This is a genomic window from Ruegeria sp. SAZD013, assembly GCF_059612525.1.
This window is the reverse complement of record NZ_JBXWQT010000035.1, coordinates 49,653-67,346: the sequence shown is the minus strand read 5'-3', so window position 1 is coordinate 67,346 and position 17,694 is coordinate 49,653. Positions and strand designations below refer to the sequence as shown.

The window sequence follows — 17,694 nt, the reverse complement described above, 5'->3', positions numbered from 1 at the left end:
CGCTCATGCTGACAGAAAATAGAATTGAGATCGGGTTTCTGCTGTTCGATGGCTTTCCGATGGCTTGCCTGACCTCGGTCATCGAACCGCTGCGCGCTGCAAATGAGATCGCCGGGCAAGAGGCATTTCGCTGGTCTCTTGTGGCGGAAAACGGGGGAAAGGTCAGCTCCAGCGCTCATGTGCGTTTTGAGGCTGAACGCAACCTCTCAGACTGCCAGCCGATTGATATTCTGTTCCTGCTCAGCAGTCCGACCTCGGACTTCAGAAACCCGACCCAGGGGAATGGTGCGTTGCGGGCCTTGTCACGACACGGGACAATTCTGGGCGGTATCAGCGGCGGCGTTTTCCCGCTCGTGCGCTCGGGGGTCATGACCGGCCATCCGGTATCGGTGCACTGGTGTTACGAGGCTGCATTTCTGGCCGAGTTTCCCCAGATAGATGCGCGGCGCGAAGTGATCGTGTCGGATGCCACGCGGTATACTGCGGCCGGCGCGGCGGCCGCGTTTGATCTGGCCCTGCATCTGATTCAGGACCGGTTGGGCGGCGAAGTCGCACATGAGGTGGCCTGCTGGTTCCAGCATCCGATGATGAGAGGGGAGGGTGTTCAGCAACAGGTGCCCAGTGCAAGCAAACCTGCCACGGGTGAAAAGCTGCCGCCGCTTGTGGCGCGATGTGTCGACCTGTTCGCAAGCCGTATCGGCAATCCGATCTCGATCGCGGACATAGCGGATCAAACGGGCGTCACCTCCCGCCAGATCGAGCGCGCCTTCAAACAGGCCACGGGGCAAAGCCCCAGCCATTATTTCCGGTCCATGCGGATGAAGGCGGCCCGTCAGATGGTTGTCTATACCAAGGACCCTATTGCCGACATCGCTGCGGCCATCGGATACAGCTCGGTCACGCCTTTGGTGACACACTATCGGTCCGCCTTTGGTTTAAGCCCCAGCGAGGACCGGCGACGGATCAACCGGTTTCGGGTCGAAGACAACGCCCCGCTGCCCTCAAGCTGACCTTGCCTTCAAAGCGCCGATTTCATTGCGGCCACAATCGCATGATGCAGTGACCCGGCAGACGATCTTGGCCCGTAGACACTGAACGAACCAGAAGCACGGCACAGGACGAAACATCCCAGGTGATGGATTGACGTGCGGGATGCGGCACCGACCGCCATTTTTCGGCAATCCAGACTGCTTAGCAATTCCAGCACTGCCAACACGCCCTCTCCGTCCAGATCAAACCTGACCCATGCGTCTGTCTGTTCGGAAACCGATGCGTTATCCCCAGTGCTTTCTTTCACCAGATGCGCCAGATCTTCATGCGTCACAAAGGGCGCTTCTATCATCCATTGATCAGGCCCGGTCCAGAAGGCTACGATCGGCCCGCCGGTAAACTTACCAACGCCAGGCGTTTCCACTCCGATCAATTGGGATACGACGTTTCGGGTCTTGTTTTCCCGACCCAGCCGAGCGGCGACCGAGGCCAGCGCCACACCCGGAGTTTCGGTACAGGTCACGCTTCCGACCCTGTCGATCTTGGGTTCGGTTTCACCCAGCGCGGTTATTGCTTCAAGATCATGCACGGAGCCGTTCTCCCTCGGGGTCGACGAAATGGGCCGAGACGATTTCAACCTCGACCGTGAGATCGGTCACTGGCGACACAAGGCGCATCTTTTCGCCCTGACGTGTGATGCCGTTTTTCAAAAAGCCAAGGCCGATATGGCTGTCCAGCGACGGCGAATATGCTGCCGATGTGACATAGCCCTGATCATGGGCAGCATCCACGGGACCCGTGGCATTCATCAGATGCCCTCCGGCGGTTACCTTGTCGCCAGCGTTCACAGGCTTGATGCCAACCATCATCAAAGCATCTGGTTCGTTCAGCCCTTCACGCTCGGACAGGACTGAGCCGATGCTGTCTTTCTTCTTGGAGACCATCCGACCCATTCCAAGGTTCAGGGCGGTGGTGGTTCCGTTCAACTCGTTGCCTGCGGCGTGACCCTTTTCGATCCGCATGACGCCCAGCGCTTCGGTGCCGTAGGGTACGACATCGAACTCTTCACCTTCCTGCATCAAACGCCGCATCAGCGCGTCGCCGTATCGCGATGGCACCGCGATTTCAAAGGCCAATTCGCCCGAGAAGGAAATACGGAACAACCGCGCGCGCAACCCGCCGCATACGGTGATGTTGCCGCAAGCCATGAACGGGAAGCCTTCATTCGAGATGTCGAACTCGGGATCCACGATCTTTTGTAGAAGTTTGCGCGAATTGGGCCCGGCTACCGCATATTGTGCCCAGGCTTCGGTGGTCGAGATCAGTTGTACATCCATGTCCGGGAACAGGCATTGCCGGACAAATTCCATATGCTGGTAGACCTTGACCGCATTGGCGGTTGTGGTGGTGACCACGAAATGATCCTCGGCCAGACGCGCGGCGGTACCGTCATCCATCGCAATTCCATCCTCGCGCAACATCAGCCCATAGCGAGTTTTGCCGACGGTCAGTTTGGCAAATCCGTTGCAATATAGCCTATTCAGGAAATCCGCCGCATCCGCACCCTGAACATCAATCTTTCCAAGCGTGGTGCAGTCGCACACCCCGACCGAGGCGCGGGTCTGGCGCACTTCACGGTCCACGGATTCCCGCCAATGGGTTTCACCGGGCAGCGGGAACCACTGTGCACGCAGCCAATTGCCGACCTCGACAAACACCGCGCCGCGTTCCTTGGCCCAGTAATGTGACGGGGTCAGGCGGGTTGGATGAAACTCCTTGCCTTTCACCCGGCCAGCAAAGGTTGCAATCGGAACGGGCGTATAGGGCGGGCGGAAGATCGTTGTGCCGGTTTCCGGAATGGACTTACCCGCAAGCTCGGCCATGATCGCAAGCCCGCCCATGTTCGATGTCTTGCCCTGATCGGTGGCCATGCCCAACGTGGTATAGCGTTTCAAATGCTCGACCGAGCGGAACCCTTCCTGATGGCTGAGCTTCACATCCTTGACGGTCACGTCATTCTGCTGATCCAGCCACGCGCGGCTGCAACCCTGAACATACCAGAACGGTGTCTGCGAGATCGGGGTATCCTCGGCCTTAGGCAGATCGGGCAGCGGACCTTTCAGGCCCAGCGCCTGCGCCGCGCCTTCTGCCCCGGATTGCAGGGCGCCATGGGTGGACATCACACCATTCGCCGCCCCTGCGACGGACAGCCCAGGCGGCAAGTCCGCGCCGGGCACGAAAGCCGCCAGATCTTCGTTCCACGCGGGACGCCCCCGTTGATGGCAGGTCAAATGCACGTTGGGGTTCCAGCCACCCGAGACGCCAAGCGCGCCGCAGTCCAGCGTGCGCGACGACCCGTCTGCCAGCTCGACCTCGACAAAGGTCAGCCCCAGTCGGCCTTTGGTGTCCCTAACCTGCGCGCCGCGCAGAACTTCATAGTCATGGCTGGTCGGGGCGTCGTCACGGACGTCGACGACAGCAGTAATCCTGACACCCTTTGCGTGCAGGTCCGCAGCGGTGCGGTGGCCGTCATCGTTGTTCGTAAATATGGCGACACGTTGCGCCGCCGTGGTTGCAAACCGATTTGCATAGCTGCGCAACGCACTTGCCAGCATGATGCCGGGCCTGTCGTTGTTTTCAAACGCGATGGGCCGCTCGGTCGCGCCAGCGCATAACAAGGCGCGTTTGGCGTAGATGCGCCAGAGGATCTGCCGCGGTTTACCGGAAGGCAGAGAAGCAAGATGATCGCCCGTCCGCTCAACTGCGCCATAAATGCCGTGATCAAAGGCACCGATCACGGTCGTGCGCGACATCATGCGAACGTTTGGCATTGCAGAAAGTTCAGCGACACTCTGTTTAACCCAATCGGTCGCATCGCTGTCGTTCAGCCAAAAGGATTCGCTGTTGAGCCGCCCGCCAAGTGCGAAATCCTCATCCGCAAGAATGATCTCGGAACCGGCCCGGCCCGCCGTCAGTGCCGCCATCAGCCCGGCTGGACCCGCGCCGATAATCAGCAGATCGCAATGTCGAAACCCCTTGTCATACTCATCGGGGTCTTCCTGCATCGACAATGACCCAAGACCTGCGGCGCGACGGATCATCGGCTCGTACAGCTTTTCCCAGAACGCGGCAGGCCACATGAAGGTTTTGTAGTAGAACCCCGCCGTCAGAAAGGTCGAAAACCTGTCGTTGATTGCCAGAGCGTCAAATCTCAGGCTGGGCCATCGGTTTTGGGAATGGGCCTCAAGCCCCTCGAACATCTCAACGGTCGTGGCACGAGTGTTGGGTTCCTGACGGCTGCCCGTGCGCAGCTCGACAATGGAGTTGGGTTCTTCCGAACCGGCAGTCAGCACGCCACGCGGGCGGTGGTACTTGAACGACCGGCCCATCAGGCGCACGCCATTGGCCAGAAGGGCCGAGGCCAGCGTATCGCCCGGATGTGCATGGTAACTGCGATTATCGAATTTGAAATTCAGGGTTTTGGTGCGGTCGATCTGACCGCCACTCAGCCTATTGTCTTGAGTCATTTGGAACGCCCCTGTGCCCGGGCCACGTCACGGGCCAGTTCCACTTTGGAAATCTCATGTGTCGCGGTGTTGCGAGTAACAACCAGCCAAGATCGGTCGCCCCCCTCGTGGAACCACAACTCGCGGTGTTCGCCGGCTGGATTGTCGCGCAGATAGGCGTAGTCATAAAACGCTTCGGCCGCGTCTTCGGCCAGCCAATCGGGCCTGTTGATCAACGAAGCGTCTCCCAGATAGACGAATTCGGAACTGTCGCGCGGGCCCAGCAAGGGATGATGGATGATCATGGTGCTGCTCCCCTCAGTGCAGGTTGGGCTGGTTGCCCATACCTTTTTCGTCGATCATGCGGCCCGTGCGGAACCGGTCGAACCGATAGGCGGTGGCTGTCGGGTGCGGTTCATCCTTTGCCAGCAGATGCGCAAAGCAATACCCCGACGCCGGAGTTGCCTTGAACCCGCCGTAACACCAGCCGCCATTGAAATAGAGGCCATCGATGCCGGTCCGGTCGATGATGGGCGATCCATCCATGGACATATCCATGATCCCGCCCCACATCCGCAGAAGACGCGCGCGACCGATCATCGGCATCAGGGCCATGCCGCCCTCGCAGACATCTTCGACCACCGGCAGGTTGCCGCGTTGTGCGTACGAATTGTACCCGTCGATATCGCCGCCAAAGACCAGCCCGCCCTTATCGGACTGGCTGACATAGAAATGTCCCGCGCCAAAGGTGATCACGCCGGGCAGAACCGGCTTAAGACCTTCTGAAACGAAGGCTTGCAGGACATGGCTTTCGATTGGCAGCCGCATACCCGCCATGCCCATGACACGTCCCGAATTCCCGGCCACGGCACAGCCAACCTTGCCTGCGCCAATGAACCCTTTCGAAGTTTCAACGCCCAGACATTTTCCGTTTTCGATACGGAAACCGGTCACTTCGCAGTTTTGGATGATATCGACACCGTGGCTGTCTGCCGACCGGGCATATCCCCAGGCCACCGCGTCGTGCCGAACCGTGCCGCCGCGCCGCTGGGCAAGCCCGCCCTTGATCGGGAACCGGGCATCGTTGAAGTTCAGGAACGGGTATTCCTTGCGCACCTGTTCGGCATCCAGCAACTCGGCATCCGCGCCATTCAGGATCATGGCGTTGCCACGTCGCGTAAAGGCGTCGCGCTGGGCGTCTGTGTGGATCAGGTTGATGATCCCGCGCTGGCTGACCATCGCGTTGTAGTTTACGTCCTGCTCAAGACCTTCCCACAGTTTCAGCGAGAACTCGTAGAAAGGTTCGTTGCCGTCCAGCAGGTAATTGGAGCGGATGATGGTTGTATTGCGCCCGACATTGCCGCCACCAATCCAACCTTTTTCAATCACCGCCACATTGCGGAGGCCAAATACCTTGGACAGGTAATGCGCCGTAGAAAGGCCATGACCGCCACCGCCGATGACGACGATGTCGTAATGTGGCTTGGGCTCTGGCTCGCGCCAGGCCGGTGTCCATCCTTTGTGCCCGGTAAGAGCCTCTTTGATGACCTTGAAACCAGAGTATCGCATGAATCGGACCTTTTTTTTCAGAATTCGCGAAAAAACGGGTTTTGGATACTCTTGAATCCGACATCTGTTGCGTTGAATCAGACACCACGGCAATCAGCAGGGCATGGTTAATCTTGCGATTTTCGCTGTCGCTGGCAGCGCGGTGTCCGCCACCCTGCCCTGCAACGCCGACAAGGGTCAGAAAAGCCGGTAGCCAAGGATATATACGCGATTTCAGAACTACATAGAATGTAGGATTCAGCGCCTAAGACGTCATCAGAAAGGCAAAGACGGCATAGCCGATGATGGCTGCATACCCCAACGGGTAAATCCATTTGATCGCGTAATTGTCGAGCTTTTTGGCCGTCTCTTCCCGACCGGAGGTCTTCAATTTGCGCAGCATCACGCTGAAGACGATAATCGTTCCAGTCATCAGGAACATGCATTGCAGAATGAAATCCAGAAACGTCAGATAGCCAAGCTTGGGTAAGTCAGCGGAAATGGCCCAGTTGAAGGCCACAAAGACCAACAGGTTGCCGCCTGCGATCTCGATCCGTTTTCGGTATTCATCCAGAAAGAAAAGCGCCCATCCCACTGTGATCAGCACCAGCATCGGCAGGAATATGCGGATGGTGTAATAAGTCAGGTGCCGGGTGCCTTCAAAGACAAGTTCGACCCGGTCGCTTTCGTCGCCCGACAAACCGGTCGTCGTTGAAGTCAGAGCCCTGGCATTGCCGAGTTTCCATTCTTCTTCGCCAAGCATGTCACCCAGACCGGAGTATTCATCAAGCGAGTGATAATGAACGAACTGCGAAGGAAACACCGATACGACTTCGAAGTGAAATTCCTGTGTATCGAAAGGATATTTGCGAAAGTTGAAATGCGGAGCCTGCAAGGTTAGCGAGGATTTTTCGACAAAAGTCACGTGACCATCATGACGCACGGCAACTGCGGATTCATGAATCCATCGATTGGACTGTTGGTTGTGGATAACAAAAGCCGGGGTTACCACATCCAGCTCAGCGGCGTATTTCACGAAAGCGGGCGGTTCAAAAACCCGAAAATCACGACCAAGGCTTTCCGCATCAAACGCCAGCTCCGGGTCTGTCCATTCGAACCGCAAAACAACCACGGCACCATAGTTTTCCGATTGCTGATCGACGCTGGTAATCTGGTCGATCTTGATACCAACCCCGACTTGCAGCGGGTTGTCCGGGGTTCCCACAAGCGTGTCCTGCTGCCCTTGGAACAAGCCCTGCGCAAAACCTGCGCCGGGAAGGACAGACGCGAAAAGAAAAAGAAGGATTCCGGCAACAAAGCTATTCATGATCGTTAAGAAACGCATTTCGCAATGGTGAGGCTGGGCCCGTCAAACAGGCCCAGCCAACTGGTGTCATTCCGACCAGGAAATGGCAGTCAGGTCGATAGCCGCAGTTGGAGCGTTCTCCCACAGGCCCTGAACACCTGCCTTGGCGACGCCCAGCTTGGCCAGCTGGAACAGGTACCCGTTGACATAATCGTTCGAGATGAGGCGCTGTGCCTCACCCAGAAGACGGGTCCGTGCCTCGGGGTCGGTGGTGGTATTCAGCGTCTCCATCAGCGTCTGAAAGTCGATGCTGTCATACTGGAAGTAATAGTCGGGCCGCGCATAGATGCCGATATCCATCGGTTCGGTGTGGCTGACGATGGTCAGGCCAAACTCTTTGCCTTTGAACACCGATTCCAGCCACTGGGCCCATTCCACATTGATGATTTCAGCCGTGATGCCGACCTCGGCCAGCTGTGCGGCGATAATTTCACCGCCCCGGCGCGCATAAGATGGCGGTGGCAAGTGCAGAGTTGTCTCGAACCCGTTTTCAAATCCCGCCTCTGCCAGCAAAGTCCTGGCCTTTTCGGGATCGTAAGAAGACTGGCCCGTCAGATCGACATAAGCGGGGTTGTGTGGCGCGAAGTGTGTCCCGATCGGGGTGCCGTATCCGAACATGGCGCCGTCGATTATGGCCTGCCGGTCAATTGCATGGGCCAACGCCTGCCGGACACGAATATCATTGAATGGCGGCTGTTTGTTGTTGGTGGACAGGATCGTTTCACCCTCGGTCGATCCAACCAGAACCTGAAACCGCGGGTCAGCTTCAAACTGGGGCAGGTTTTCCGGTGCCGGGAAGTTGTCGAACACGTCCACATCTTCGGCCATCATGGCCGCAAAAGCGGCTGTCGGGTCTGAGATGAATTTGAACGTCGCAGTCTCTAAAGCGGGTTGATCGCCCCAATAATTGGGGTTGCGGTTCAGTGTTATGCTGTCGCCCTGAACCCAGTCACCAAAGGTGTAAGCGCCGGTACCAACCGGGCTTGTCTTGATGGTCTCGATGCTTTCAGGCGCGACGATCACCGCGTCACCCCAGGCAAGATTGAACAGGAAGTTACCGTTCGGATCGGCCAGGGTGATCCTGACTGTCAGCGGATCCACGGCCTCGACGCTTTCGATCCCTGCAAACAATGCTTTCTGCGCGTTGGCGCTGTCCTCGGCCGTGGCCCGGTCAAGGCTGAATTTGACATCCTCGGCATCCATGGTCGTGCCGTCATGGAAGGTCACGCCATCGCGCAGTTTGAAGGTATAAGTTTTGCCGTCTTCGGAAATCTCCCAGCTTTCCGCAAGGCCGGGCACGACCGAACCGTCGCCCATGAAACGGGTCAGACCTTCGAAAATGTTGGTGTAGACAACCGAATCGATGGCCTGAGCTGCTGCGCTGGTCGGATCTAGATGCGGGGGTTCCAGCTGCATGGCGATGGTGATGTCGGATTTGGCCAAAACCTGCGTTGCCAACAGGCTGGCGCCGATCGCCACGGTCGACGCGAATGTCCGAAGCACGTGTTTTGTCATGTGAACTCTCCCAACTGAAAATCTGCGCCCATGTTTTCCGGGCCGTTTTATCGGCAGTGTTCCTTTAAACCTGAGGTCAATCAAGGGAATGTTCGCGCAACCGGGGTTTCTTTGGCCCCGGCCGATCTGCTATGCCGCACTGCAACATAAGCCCTGCAGGAGCCAACCATGAGCGCCACCGCCCGCAAAAAGGCCCCGAACGCCGAAGATATTCGAGCCCGAAAAGGCGGCGTGCCTCTGGTCTCGCTGACCGCATACACGACGCCTATGGCGCGCCTGATGGACACGCATTGTGACTTTGTTCTTGTGGGGGACAGCGTCGGGATGGTTTTGCACGGGCTGGAATCCACCCTTGGTGTCACGATGGAGATGATGATCCTGCACGGTCAGGCCGTCGCACGCGGGCTGAGCACGGCGATGATGGTTATCGACATGCCGTTTGGCAGCTATGAGGAAAGCCCGGCACAAGCGTTTCGCAACGCGGCGCGGCTGATGGCGGAAACAGGTGCGGGGGCAGTCAAGCTGGAAGGCGGTGTCGAGATGGCCGAAACCATCCGCTTTCTGGTCAGGCGCGGCATCCCGGTGATGGCCCATATCGGTCTGACGCCGCAATCGATCAACACACTGGGCGGCTACAAGGTGCAGGGGCGTGACGAGCAGGCCGAAACCGTCATGGCAGACGCCCGCGCCGTGACCGAGGCTGGCGCGTTTTCCGTGGTGCTTGAGAAAGTGCCGCAAGGTCTGGCCGACAGGATCACCGAACAGGTTGCCATCCCCACCATCGGAATCGGAGCGTCCGCCGGTTGTGACGGTCAGATTCTGGTCGTCGATGACATGGTCGGCTTTTTCACCGCCTTCAAACCCAAATTCGTCAAACGCTATGCCGAGCTTGGCCCGTTGGCCGAAGCCGCCATCGCAGAATACGCGGCCGAAGTGCGTGCGCGGACATTTCCGGCGGACGAACATGTCTTTGCTGATCAGGCTCCGGCGAAAGGACCAAAGACGTGACCGCGCCGATCCTGCGCTCGCTGGCGGAACTGCGAACCAAGACGACAGAATGGCACCGCGCAGGTGACGTTATCGGCGTTGTACCGACAATGGGCGCACTGCACGAAGGGCATTTGTCGCTGGCGCAGGCCGCAAAGGAAAACTGTGACCGGGTGATCGTGACGATCTTTGTGAACCCCAAGCAGTTCAACAACCCCGAAGATCTGGCGAACTATCCCCGCACGGAACATGAAGACGCGCAAAAGCTGGCCCCTTATGGCGTGGATGCGATCTATGTGCCGGACCTTCAGGAAATCTATCCCGACGGCTTTTCCACCACGGTATCCGTGGCCGGTTTGACCGACATGATGGAAGGCCCTTTCCGCCCCGGCCATTTCGAAGGCGTGGCAACTGTAGTGGCCAAGCTGTTCCTGCAAACGCAGGCGGATCGAGCCTATTTCGGGGAAAAAGACTACCAGCAGCTGCTGGTGGTGCGCCGCATGGCCCGCGATCTGGACATTCCCATCGAGGTTGTTGGCTGCCCAACCGTGCGCGAGCCTTCGGGGTTGGCGATGTCGTCGCGCAATCTGCTGTTGTCGCCCGAGGGCGTAAAGGTCGCGTCCCGCATGAACGAGGTCATGCGGCGGGTGGCGGATAAGCTTGCCGCTGGCAAGGAATTCACGGTGCTGGCGCAAGACGCAAAAGCCGCATTATTGGACGCTGGTTTTAACGAGGTGGAATATATCGATCTGCGCTGCGCCGAGACGCTGGAAAGCCTGCCCAATGCCTGCAAACCCGCGCGCTTGTTCGTCACGGCCTGGGCCGATGGCGTCCGCCTGATCGACAATATTCCCGTCGATCCGGTCTGATTTCTGCTCTGGCCCCGGCGCCGTTGTTTGCGCTAAAGTCGCGCAAAATGACACCGGGGGAGAGCGGACATGACCTATATTTTAGCAATTGATCAGGGCACCACGTCCTCGCGCGCGATCCTGTTCGACGGGCAGATGAACCGTGTTGGCACCGCTCAGCAGGAGTTCCCCCAGCATTTCCCGCAAGAAGGTTGGGTTGAACACGACCCCGAGGATATCTGGTCCAGCGTTCTGCATGTGTGTCGCGAGGTGATGGAAAGCGCCGGTGTTTCGGCTGACCAGATCACCGGTATCGGCATCACCAACCAGCGTGAAACCACTGTGGTCTGGGACAAGCAGACCGGCAAGGCCATCCATAACGCGATTGTCTGGCAGGACCGCCGCACCGCCGAAATCTGCGCCCGATACAAGCAGGCCGGGTGTGAGGATGACGTCACCGCCCAGACCGGCCTGCTGCTGGACCCTTATTTCTCGGGAACCAAGGTCAAATGGCTGCTGGACACCGTTTCAGGCGCACGCGCGCGGGCTGAGGCCGGAGAGTTGCTGTTCGGCACCATCGACAGTTTCCTGATCTGGCGTCTGACCGAAGGTCGTGTCCATGCCACTGACGCCACCAACGCCGCCCGCACCCTGCTGTTCGACATTCACAAAGGCGCCTGGAGCGCTGAAATTTGCGAGTTGCTGGATGTACCCGTTCATATGTTGCCGAACGTGCAGGATTGCGCCTCGGATTTCGGCGCAACCACCTTGCTTGGTGGGAACATCCACATTCTGGGTGTGGCAGGCGATCAGCAGGCAGCCACCATCGGTCAGGCCTGTTTCCAGCCCGGTATGATGAAATCAACCTATGGCACGGGCTGTTTCGCACTGCTGAACACAGGTGCGCAGCCGGTTGAATCGAAAAACCGTCTTCTGACGACAATCGCTTACCAATTGGACGGTCAGCGCACCTATGCGCTGGAAGGGTCGATCTTTATCGCCGGGGCCGCCGTGCAATGGCTGCGCGATGCGTTGCAGATCATCGATTCGGCCCCGCAAAGCGGCGATCTGGCGGCGCAGGCCGACCCGAACCAGCATGTGATTCTGGTGCCAGCCTTTACGGGTCTTGGGGCTCCTTACTGGAAGCCGGATTGCCGCGGTGCGATGTTCGGGCTGACGCGCAATTCCGGCCGGGCCGAGATTGCCCGCGCCACGCTGGAAAGCATCGCCTTTCAGACCCGCGACCTGTGGCACGCCATGCAGGGCGACTGGGGGGCCGAGGCGGATGTCATCCTGCGCGTCGATGGCGGGATGAGTGCATCTGACTGGACAATGCAAGGTCTTTCAGATTGTCTGGGTGCCCCGGTGGATCGCCCGGTTATGCAGGAAACGACCGCCCTTGGCGCCGCATGGCTGGCAGGTATGAAAGCCGGGATATACCCGGATCAGGCCGGTTTTGCCCAAACATGGGCGCTGGACCGCCGGTTCGAGCCAACGCAAGAACAAGCCGAACGCGACGCGGCCTATGATCGCTGGCAACGGGCGGTTCAAGCGGCGATGGCGTTCTAGCTGTGATCTTTCAACAAGCGCTGCTTCTGCCTTGACCAGTCACGCTTGGCCTGAGTTTCGCGCTTGTCGTGGGTTTTCTTACCCTTGGCGATGCCGATTTTAACCTTGGCCAGTCCTCTGTGGTTGAAATACAGAACCAGCGGCACCAGAGTCATGCCCTTGCGCTGCGTCGCGTTCCACAGGTTCGACATCTGCTTGCGGGACACCAGCAGTTTGCGGCGGCGACGTTCTTCGTGCTTGAACATCTTGGCCTGCTCATACGGCGCGATATAGCTGTTGACCAGCCAGAGCTCTCCGTCATCGACCGTGGCATAGCTTTCGGCGATGTTCGAGCCGCCCGCGCGCAGGGATTTGACCTCGGACCCTTGCAGGATGATGCCACATTCAATGTCCTCTTCGATTGCGTAATCGAAGCGGGCGCGCCGGTTTTCGGCGATTACCTTGTAATTCGGGTCTGTCTTCTGCTTGGCCATGACGCGTTGATTTAGGCGGCTTGGGCCGCCCTTGCAAGGCAGGGATTTTCGGAGTGCGTCAGGATTTGGCAGAAATGATCAGGTCCGGGCCGAAAATCGTGTCCGCATGGTTGTGCAGGTAGATCTTGAGCCACGGTGTAAACCGGTCCGGGTGGCGGGCCACTTCGGCCAACAGGTCATGGTAGTCGATCCAGCGGATATCCATGACTTCGTCCGGATTAGGTGAGATTTTCAGCGGTCCGCGCACATGGGCCAGAAAAACGTCGACAACTTCGTTTTCCACCATGCCGTTCCCAACATCGGCGTGGTATTCCAAACGGTGACGGTATTCAGGGTAAAGACCTGTGATCCCCAGCTCTTCGTTCAAGCGGCGCACGGCGCAGGTTGAGGAGCTTTCGTCCCAGTCGGGATGCGTGCAGCAAGTGTTCGCCCACAGGCCGGGCGTGTGGTATTTGCCCAGCGCCCGGCGCTGCAACAAAATCTCGGTGCCCCTTACGACAAACACCGACACGGCCTTGTGCTTGAGGCCCTTTTCGTGAGCTTCAAGTTTGTCTACCGGGGTCAATTCACCATCAACCCAAGCCGGGATCATAATGCCCATCTGTCCTCTCCTGCTGCCAATCCGCCTGACGGGCGCTGATGTTGGGTTTAGCTATTGCCGGGTTGGCTTGGCGTTGCGGCACACTCTGCGGTTTGCCGTCAGATACCAAAGTGGCGCTGTTCTACACTGGTATCAATCGCACCAAAGGCCGCAGGGGCTGCGGCCTTTGGTCCTTGTGCGTGGGTGCACAATGTTAGCGTTTATTCGCCTGATACACTGACTATATAGGCAAAGACGTCTTCACTGCCACTTTTCAGCTTGAAGGTCATTTTCGACTTGGCAGCGGTGTCGTCCAGATAAGATTGCAGGAAGCCCTTAGGGTCCTGCGTGTATTCCACAAAGGACGTCTCATCCCAGACCAAACCCTTCTCACCGGCTGCGACGATGCTGTCGCCATATTTGAAGTCTTCGTAGGTTCCGGCAGAGCGGCCAGCGACGCCATAGAGGTTGGGGCCGGTTTTTCCGCCTTTGACGATGACTTCTCCGGCCGGATCAGCGATCATGTGGCAGGACTTGCATTTGTTGAAAGCTTTCTCACCGGCTTCGGCATCGCCTTCGGCATGAGCGGGCAGCGCCAGCAGGCCAGCGATTGCGATAGTGAGGATACGATTCATAGCTTGTGCTCCGATACAAATTGGCTGCACCGAATGGACCCCCGGCGCATAAAAGTGTCAACGCGCGGATTGCCGCGCGCATCTACAGTGCCACTGCGACACATGGTGTGTCCTTAACTTAAGTCATGTACAGTGGTCCAGCAGGGCAACAGGTCTCCTTCCGCCGGGGTCGCCAGATAGACCGCCCGCGCAATGGCCCGGGACAGGCACAGCGAGGCCGCGTGCCCGATCAGAGTTAGATCGGCCTCTGACTGCAACGGACGTGCTGCTGTGCTGAGGGCAAAGACCAAATCGCCGTCGTTGGGGGTATGGGCAGGCAGGATGGCCCGAGCGATTCCGTCATGCGCCGCTACTGCAAGGCGCTGGCATTGTGGTTTGGTCAGAACGGCATCGGTGGCGACAATGGCGATGGTCGTGTTTGTCTGTTCGGGTTCCGCTGGACTCATGGCCAACGCCTTGCGGCTGCGGCGGATCCGGCTTTGATCCGGCGACATATCGGGGCCCAGCCCGCCAAATTCATCGCCAACTTCGAAGGGGGCTGCCCAGAAATGCCGGTCACCCGGTGTTGTGACACTGCCCAGCGGGTTCGCCGCAACGAGGGCCCCGACCGTGACTCCATCAGGCAGAATGGACGAGGCAGAGCCAAGCCCGCCCTTCTGCATTGCGGCCAACGCCCCGGTGCCCGCCCCGACGGACCCCAAATCAAAATCTCTTGAAGCGCCCAGATAAGCAGCCCGCCCCAGCGCACGATAGGGGTTTTCCGCCCAATCCTTTGCACCGCCATTGAGCAGGTCAAACAGGATCGCGCCGGGAATGATCGGAACCTTCGCTGAACCGACGGGAAACCCGCGCCCTTCAGCCCACATCGCATCTGAAACACCCGAGCAGGCGTCCAGTCCAAAGGCCGATCCGCCGGACAGAACCAGCGCGTCCACCCCTGTGACGGTTTTATCAGGCGCAAGCAGATCGGTTTCGCGCGTACCCGGTGCACCGCCCATCACATGGACCGACGCAACGAACGGTTTATCTGCCGTGAGGACCGTGGTCCCGGACTTCAGCGCATCGTCCTGAGCGTTTCCAACTGCCAGGCCGGGGACATCGGTAATCAGGTTTCTTGGTCCAGGGATCATCTTGAACTCGGGATTGGTGCGGGGAAGCGCGCGGGCGCGCGCTGCCTCCGGCGGGGATATTTTTGGCCAGATGAAGATCGGATCAGATACATCGGCCGCCATCGACCTCGAGCGCGGTGCCGGTGATCATGCTGGCCTCGTCCGAACACAGGAAACAGGCGGCGTTGGCCATATCTTCGGGTGTTGAAAACCGTCCCAGTGGGATGGTCGCCAGGAACTTGGCGCGGATCTCGGGCGTGTCTTCGCCCATGAAAGATTTCAACAGCGGTGTTTCGCCCGCCACTGGGCAGATCGCGTTCACGCGTATGCCGGTTGGGGCCAGTTCGACCGCCATGGTCTTGGTTGCCGTGATCATCCACCCTTTGGACGCGTTGTACCAGTTCAGATTCGGGCGCGGAGACAGGCCCGCCGTCGAGGCTACGTTCAGAATTGCACCCGCGCCGCGCGCCTTCATATGGGGAACAAATGCCCGGGCGGTCAGATAGACGGACTTCATGTTCACCTTGAAGACCCGGTCGAAATCATCCTCGGTGACATTTTCCAGAGGGGTTGGCAAGTGGGTGACACCTGCGTTGTTTACCAGAATATCGAGCGCCCCAAAGGCGGCGAGTGCCGTGTCCGCCATCTTTTGAACTGAAGCCCTGTCGCCGACGTCGACCTGGTGCGCCAATACCCCGGCCCCAAGTTGCCCCGCCATATCAGCGGCTGCGTCACCATTGATGTCCGCGATCATGACGCGTGCGCCTTCGGCCAGGAATTTCTGCACGATCCCCGCGCCAAAACCCGATGCACCACCGGTGACGATTGCGGTTTTTCCCTCCAGCCTCATGACGTTGCCCTTTTGCAGCCTTTGCGGGCCAGACTATCAACGCCCCGGCAAGATGCCAGATCAATCTTCAGACACCTTGCCCCGCAGCGCCTTGACGTCGCCACGCGCCTTTTTCGCGGCAAGTCGACGCTTGACCGAACCATAGGTCGGTTTCGTTGCGATCCGCCGTTTGGGTTTGACCAGCGCGCGGGCGATCAGTTCTGCCAGCCTCGCGCGCGCGATTTCACGGTTGCGGGCCTGCGAGCGTGTTTCCTCACATTGAATGATGATCGCGCCGTCTTTGGTCCAGCGTCGCCCGGCCAGTCGCTTTAGCCGGACCTTGACCGGATCGGGCAAGGACGGTGAGCGTACCGCTTCGAAGCGCAGCTCGACTGCGGTCGACACCTTGTTGACATTCTGCCCTCCGGGACCGGACGACCGCACAAAGCTCTCGGTCATTTCCCAGTCTTGCAGAGCAATATCTTCGGTGATGCGCAGCATGTCAGTGTCAGCTTGGTGACTTGGGCGAATGAAAAGGAAGAGTCGCGATCCTGACCCGAGCCGTCGGAAACCCGCAACAAGCGGGCGGGCGTAAGCCATAGCGGCACAGCATTTCAGCAAGTCTCCTCATCCTCGGTGCCTAGCGCAGTGCATATGTGCGATCAAGCCTGCTTTGGCAGTTCGCGCAATGCAGAATCCTGGCGGTGGCTGGGACGTCCGTTCGCATCAGTTGCGTTCGCCGTCAGGTATTCCAAGCCCAGCTCATTTAACGTCAGGTGCCGCCAACGCTGTGGCCATATTGCGTTACTTATGCAGAATCGAATGCGCGAAGGGCTGCAACGATCTTTCGTGAATGTTGGTTGTGAAAGGGATCGTCATGGATATGAGGCGCGTGCTCGAAGACTTTGATGAAGCGTACAATCAGGCATTTAACCGAGGCGATGCTGCTGGCTGCGCTGCGTTCTTTACCGAAGACGTCATGTTGTTGGCGCCCGGAGAACCCCTGCTGCGCGGGCGCGAGGCGTTCATCGCAGCCTATCGGGAAAGAATGAAAGAAAACACCGGTGGAACGCATACAAATGAGTTGATCGATTTCAGTGTGGATGGAGGTACCGCCTATCAGGTCGGGTCTTTTGCTATCGCTGATTCTGACCCGCCGGAGAAAGGGAAGTTTGTGAACGTCCTGAAACGCCAGACGGATGGCACCTGGACAGTCAGCATTTCCATCTTTAACAGTGACTTTCCATAGCGGCCTTGAATGTAGAGTGAGCAGACATGGAACCGGGGTGTCAGGCTATTGATTGGCCCTGAGCACCGCGGGCGATGTCACGCAACACATTCAGCTCCAACTCGTCTTCCTCATGCACCCGTGCCAGGATTTCTTTACTGCTGACGATGGCAATTGCTTTTCCATTCTGAGTTACGACAAGATTTCGGATTTTGTGTTTGGCCATCAGATTAAGACCACTGGACAACTTCGAGCCCAGCGCGCAGGTGACAGGTTTTTCCGTCATCCAGTCACCCACTGTCTGCTTGTAGAAAGCTGAGCCGGAATCCGCCAGGCACAGCAGCACGTCATGATCCGTGATTATCCCGACCAGCTTCCCTTCGCTGAGAACCGCCAGCGCGTTCACATCCAGCAACGCAATGGTGACGGCCGCATCGAACACCGTTGTGTCAGTGTCGCAAAATGGCGGCTTTTTAAGGTTCTGCGTTTTGACAATGCTTGAGATCGTCAT

18 protein-coding genes are annotated in these 17,694 nt (G+C 58.5%); 5 read left to right on the top strand and 13 right to left on the bottom strand.

Annotated features, from left to right (window positions below; all coding sequences use genetic code 11):
• Window positions 1-5: 5 nt before the first annotated feature.
• Complete coding sequence (locus AC2FLU_RS17295; RefSeq protein ID WP_496714624.1) at window positions 6-1,010, top strand: GlxA family transcriptional regulator; 1,005 nt, start codon at window positions 6-8, stop codon at window positions 1,008-1,010.
• An 8-nt stretch (window positions 1,011-1,018) separates the two neighbouring features.
• Here the strand turns inward: AC2FLU_RS17295 and AC2FLU_RS17290 are convergent, their stop codons facing one another.
• The 6 genes from AC2FLU_RS17290 to AC2FLU_RS17265 form a co-directional block, all read right to left on the bottom strand.
• Complete coding sequence (locus AC2FLU_RS17290; protein WP_496714623.1) at window positions 1,019-1,579, bottom strand: sarcosine oxidase subunit gamma; 561 nt, start codon at window positions 1,577-1,579, stop codon at window positions 1,019-1,021.
• Entirely contained in the window at window positions 1,572-4,517 is a 2,946-nt protein-coding gene (locus tag AC2FLU_RS17285) for a sarcosine oxidase subunit alpha family protein (RefSeq protein WP_496808130.1), read from the bottom strand. The genes AC2FLU_RS17290 and AC2FLU_RS17285 overlap by 8 nt, the downstream gene beginning before the upstream one ends.
• Window positions 4,514-4,801, bottom strand: coding sequence for a sarcosine oxidase subunit delta (locus AC2FLU_RS17280; protein WP_480474536.1), 288 nt, complete (start codon window positions 4,799-4,801; stop codon window positions 4,514-4,516). The genes AC2FLU_RS17285 and AC2FLU_RS17280 overlap by 4 nt, the downstream gene beginning before the upstream one ends.
• Before the next feature lie 13 nt (window positions 4,802-4,814).
• The gene (locus tag AC2FLU_RS17275; RefSeq protein ID WP_480519599.1) at window positions 4,815-6,065 is read right to left on the bottom strand and encodes a sarcosine oxidase subunit beta family protein; all 1,251 of its coding nucleotides are present in this window, start codon (window positions 6,063-6,065) and stop codon (window positions 4,815-4,817) included.
• 244 nt (window positions 6,066-6,309) lie between these two features.
• Window positions 6,310-7,389 (bottom strand): ligand-gated ion channel, encoded by a 1,080-nt coding sequence (locus AC2FLU_RS17270; RefSeq protein ID WP_496808129.1) that lies wholly within the window; start codon window positions 7,387-7,389, stop codon window positions 6,310-6,312.
• A gap of 48 nt (window positions 7,390-7,437) precedes the next feature.
• The gene (locus AC2FLU_RS17265; RefSeq protein WP_480519595.1) at window positions 7,438-8,925 is read right to left on the bottom strand and encodes an ABC transporter substrate-binding protein; all 1,488 of its coding nucleotides are present in this window, start codon (window positions 8,923-8,925) and stop codon (window positions 7,438-7,440) included.
• A gap of 168 nt (window positions 8,926-9,093) precedes the next feature.
• Here AC2FLU_RS17265 and panB point away from each other — a divergent pair, with 168 nt between their 5' ends.
• The 3 genes from panB (at window position 9,094) to glpK (ending at window position 12,329) form a co-directional block, all read left to right on the top strand.
• Window positions 9,094-9,933, top strand: a complete 840-nt coding sequence (gene panB, locus AC2FLU_RS17260; protein ID WP_496808128.1) for a 3-methyl-2-oxobutanoate hydroxymethyltransferase — start codon at window positions 9,094-9,096, stop codon at window positions 9,931-9,933.
• The gene (gene panC, locus AC2FLU_RS17255) at window positions 9,930-10,781 is read left to right on the top strand and encodes a pantoate--beta-alanine ligase (protein WP_496808127.1); all 852 of its coding nucleotides are present in this window, start codon (window positions 9,930-9,932) and stop codon (window positions 10,779-10,781) included. The genes panB and panC overlap by 4 nt, the downstream gene beginning before the upstream one ends.
• A gap of 69 nt (window positions 10,782-10,850) precedes the next feature.
• Window positions 10,851-12,329, top strand: a complete 1,479-nt coding sequence (gene glpK / locus AC2FLU_RS17250; RefSeq protein ID WP_496808126.1) for a glycerol kinase GlpK — start codon at window positions 10,851-10,853, stop codon at window positions 12,327-12,329.
• Here the strand turns inward: glpK and smpB are convergent.
• From smpB to arfB, 6 genes are all read right to left on the bottom strand, one after another.
• Window positions 12,326-12,802: an SsrA-binding protein SmpB gene (smpB, locus tag AC2FLU_RS17245; RefSeq protein WP_267365868.1), complete on the bottom strand. Its 477-nt coding sequence runs from the start codon at window positions 12,800-12,802 to the stop codon at window positions 12,326-12,328. The two genes, glpK and smpB, sit on opposite strands and share 4 nt — an antisense overlap.
• A 58-nt stretch (window positions 12,803-12,860) precedes the next feature.
• Window positions 12,861-13,403 (bottom strand): isopentenyl-diphosphate Delta-isomerase, encoded by a 543-nt coding sequence (gene idi / locus AC2FLU_RS17240; protein WP_496808125.1) that lies wholly within the window; start codon window positions 13,401-13,403, stop codon window positions 12,861-12,863.
• Window positions 13,404-13,603: 200 nt separating this feature from the next.
• Window positions 13,604-14,017, bottom strand: a complete 414-nt coding sequence (locus AC2FLU_RS17235) for a c-type cytochrome (protein WP_480625091.1) — start codon at window positions 14,015-14,017, stop codon at window positions 13,604-13,606.
• Window positions 14,018-14,130: 113 nt separating this feature from the next.
• Window positions 14,131-15,147, bottom strand: coding sequence for a P1 family peptidase (locus AC2FLU_RS17230; protein WP_496808143.1), 1,017 nt, complete (start codon window positions 15,145-15,147; stop codon window positions 14,131-14,133).
• 82 nt (window positions 15,148-15,229) lie between these two features.
• Window positions 15,230-15,976 carry an SDR family oxidoreductase gene (locus tag AC2FLU_RS17225; RefSeq protein ID WP_480474526.1) on the bottom strand — a complete coding sequence of 249 codons (747 nt, stop codon included), beginning with the start codon at window positions 15,974-15,976 and terminating at the stop codon, window positions 15,230-15,232.
• Between the two features lie 60 nt (window positions 15,977-16,036).
• Entirely contained in the window at window positions 16,037-16,456 is a 420-nt protein-coding gene (gene arfB, locus AC2FLU_RS17220; protein WP_480555116.1) for an alternative ribosome rescue aminoacyl-tRNA hydrolase ArfB, read from the bottom strand.
• 361 nt (window positions 16,457-16,817) lie between these two features.
• Here arfB and AC2FLU_RS17215 point away from each other — a divergent pair, with 361 nt between their 5' ends.
• The gene (locus tag AC2FLU_RS17215) at window positions 16,818-17,204 is read left to right on the top strand and encodes a YybH family protein (protein WP_496808124.1); all 387 of its coding nucleotides are present in this window, start codon (window positions 16,818-16,820) and stop codon (window positions 17,202-17,204) included.
• 40 nt (window positions 17,205-17,244) lie between these two features.
• On the opposite strand, the gene AC2FLU_RS17210 is transcribed toward AC2FLU_RS17215, so the two are convergent.
• Window positions 17,245-17,694 (bottom strand): CBS domain-containing protein, encoded by a 450-nt coding sequence (locus tag AC2FLU_RS17210; RefSeq protein ID WP_480474520.1) that lies wholly within the window; start codon window positions 17,692-17,694, stop codon window positions 17,245-17,247.

Coding starts and splice junctions, on each gene's coding strand:
- glpK (WP_496808126.1), top strand. CDS start 10,851: ATGACCTATATTTTAGCAATTGATCAGGGCACCACGTCCTCGCGCGCG.
- AC2FLU_RS17225 (WP_480474526.1), bottom strand. CDS start 15,976: ATGAGGCTGGAGGGAAAAACCGCAATCGTCACCGGTGGTGCATCGGGT.
- idi (WP_496808125.1), bottom strand. CDS start 13,403: ATGGGCATTATGATCCCGGCTTGGGTTGATGGTGAATTGACCCCGGTA.
- smpB (WP_267365868.1), bottom strand. CDS start 12,802: ATGGCCAAGCAGAAGACAGACCCGAATTACAAGGTAATCGCCGAAAAC.
- AC2FLU_RS17265 (WP_480519595.1), bottom strand. CDS start 8,925: ATGACAAAACACGTGCTTCGGACATTCGCGTCGACCGTGGCGATCGGC.
- AC2FLU_RS17280 (WP_480474536.1), bottom strand. CDS start 4,801: ATGATCATCCATCATCCCTTGCTGGGCCCGCGCGACAGTTCCGAATTC.
- arfB (WP_480555116.1), bottom strand. CDS start 16,456: ATGCTGCGCATCACCGAAGATATTGCTCTGCAAGACTGGGAAATGACC.
- AC2FLU_RS17235 (WP_480625091.1), bottom strand. CDS start 14,017: ATGAATCGTATCCTCACTATCGCAATCGCTGGCCTGCTGGCGCTGCCC.
- AC2FLU_RS17230 (WP_496808143.1), bottom strand. CDS start 15,147: ATGATCCCTGGACCAAGAAACCTGATTACCGATGTCCCCGGCCTGGCA.
- AC2FLU_RS17285 (WP_496808130.1), bottom strand. CDS start 4,517: ATGACTCAAGACAATAGGCTGAGTGGCGGTCAGATCGACCGCACCAAA.
- panB (WP_496808128.1), top strand. CDS start 9,094: ATGAGCGCCACCGCCCGCAAAAAGGCCCCGAACGCCGAAGATATTCGA.
- AC2FLU_RS17270 (WP_496808129.1), bottom strand. CDS start 7,389: ATGCGTTTCTTAACGATCATGAATAGCTTTGTTGCCGGAATCCTTCTT.
- AC2FLU_RS17295 (WP_496714624.1), top strand. CDS start 6: ATGCTGACAGAAAATAGAATTGAGATCGGGTTTCTGCTGTTCGATGGC.
- AC2FLU_RS17210 (WP_480474520.1), bottom strand. CDS start 17,694: ATGACGATCTCAAGCATTGTCAAAACGCAGAACCTTAAAAAGCCGCCA.
- AC2FLU_RS17275 (WP_480519599.1), bottom strand. CDS start 6,065: ATGCGATACTCTGGTTTCAAGGTCATCAAAGAGGCTCTTACCGGGCAC.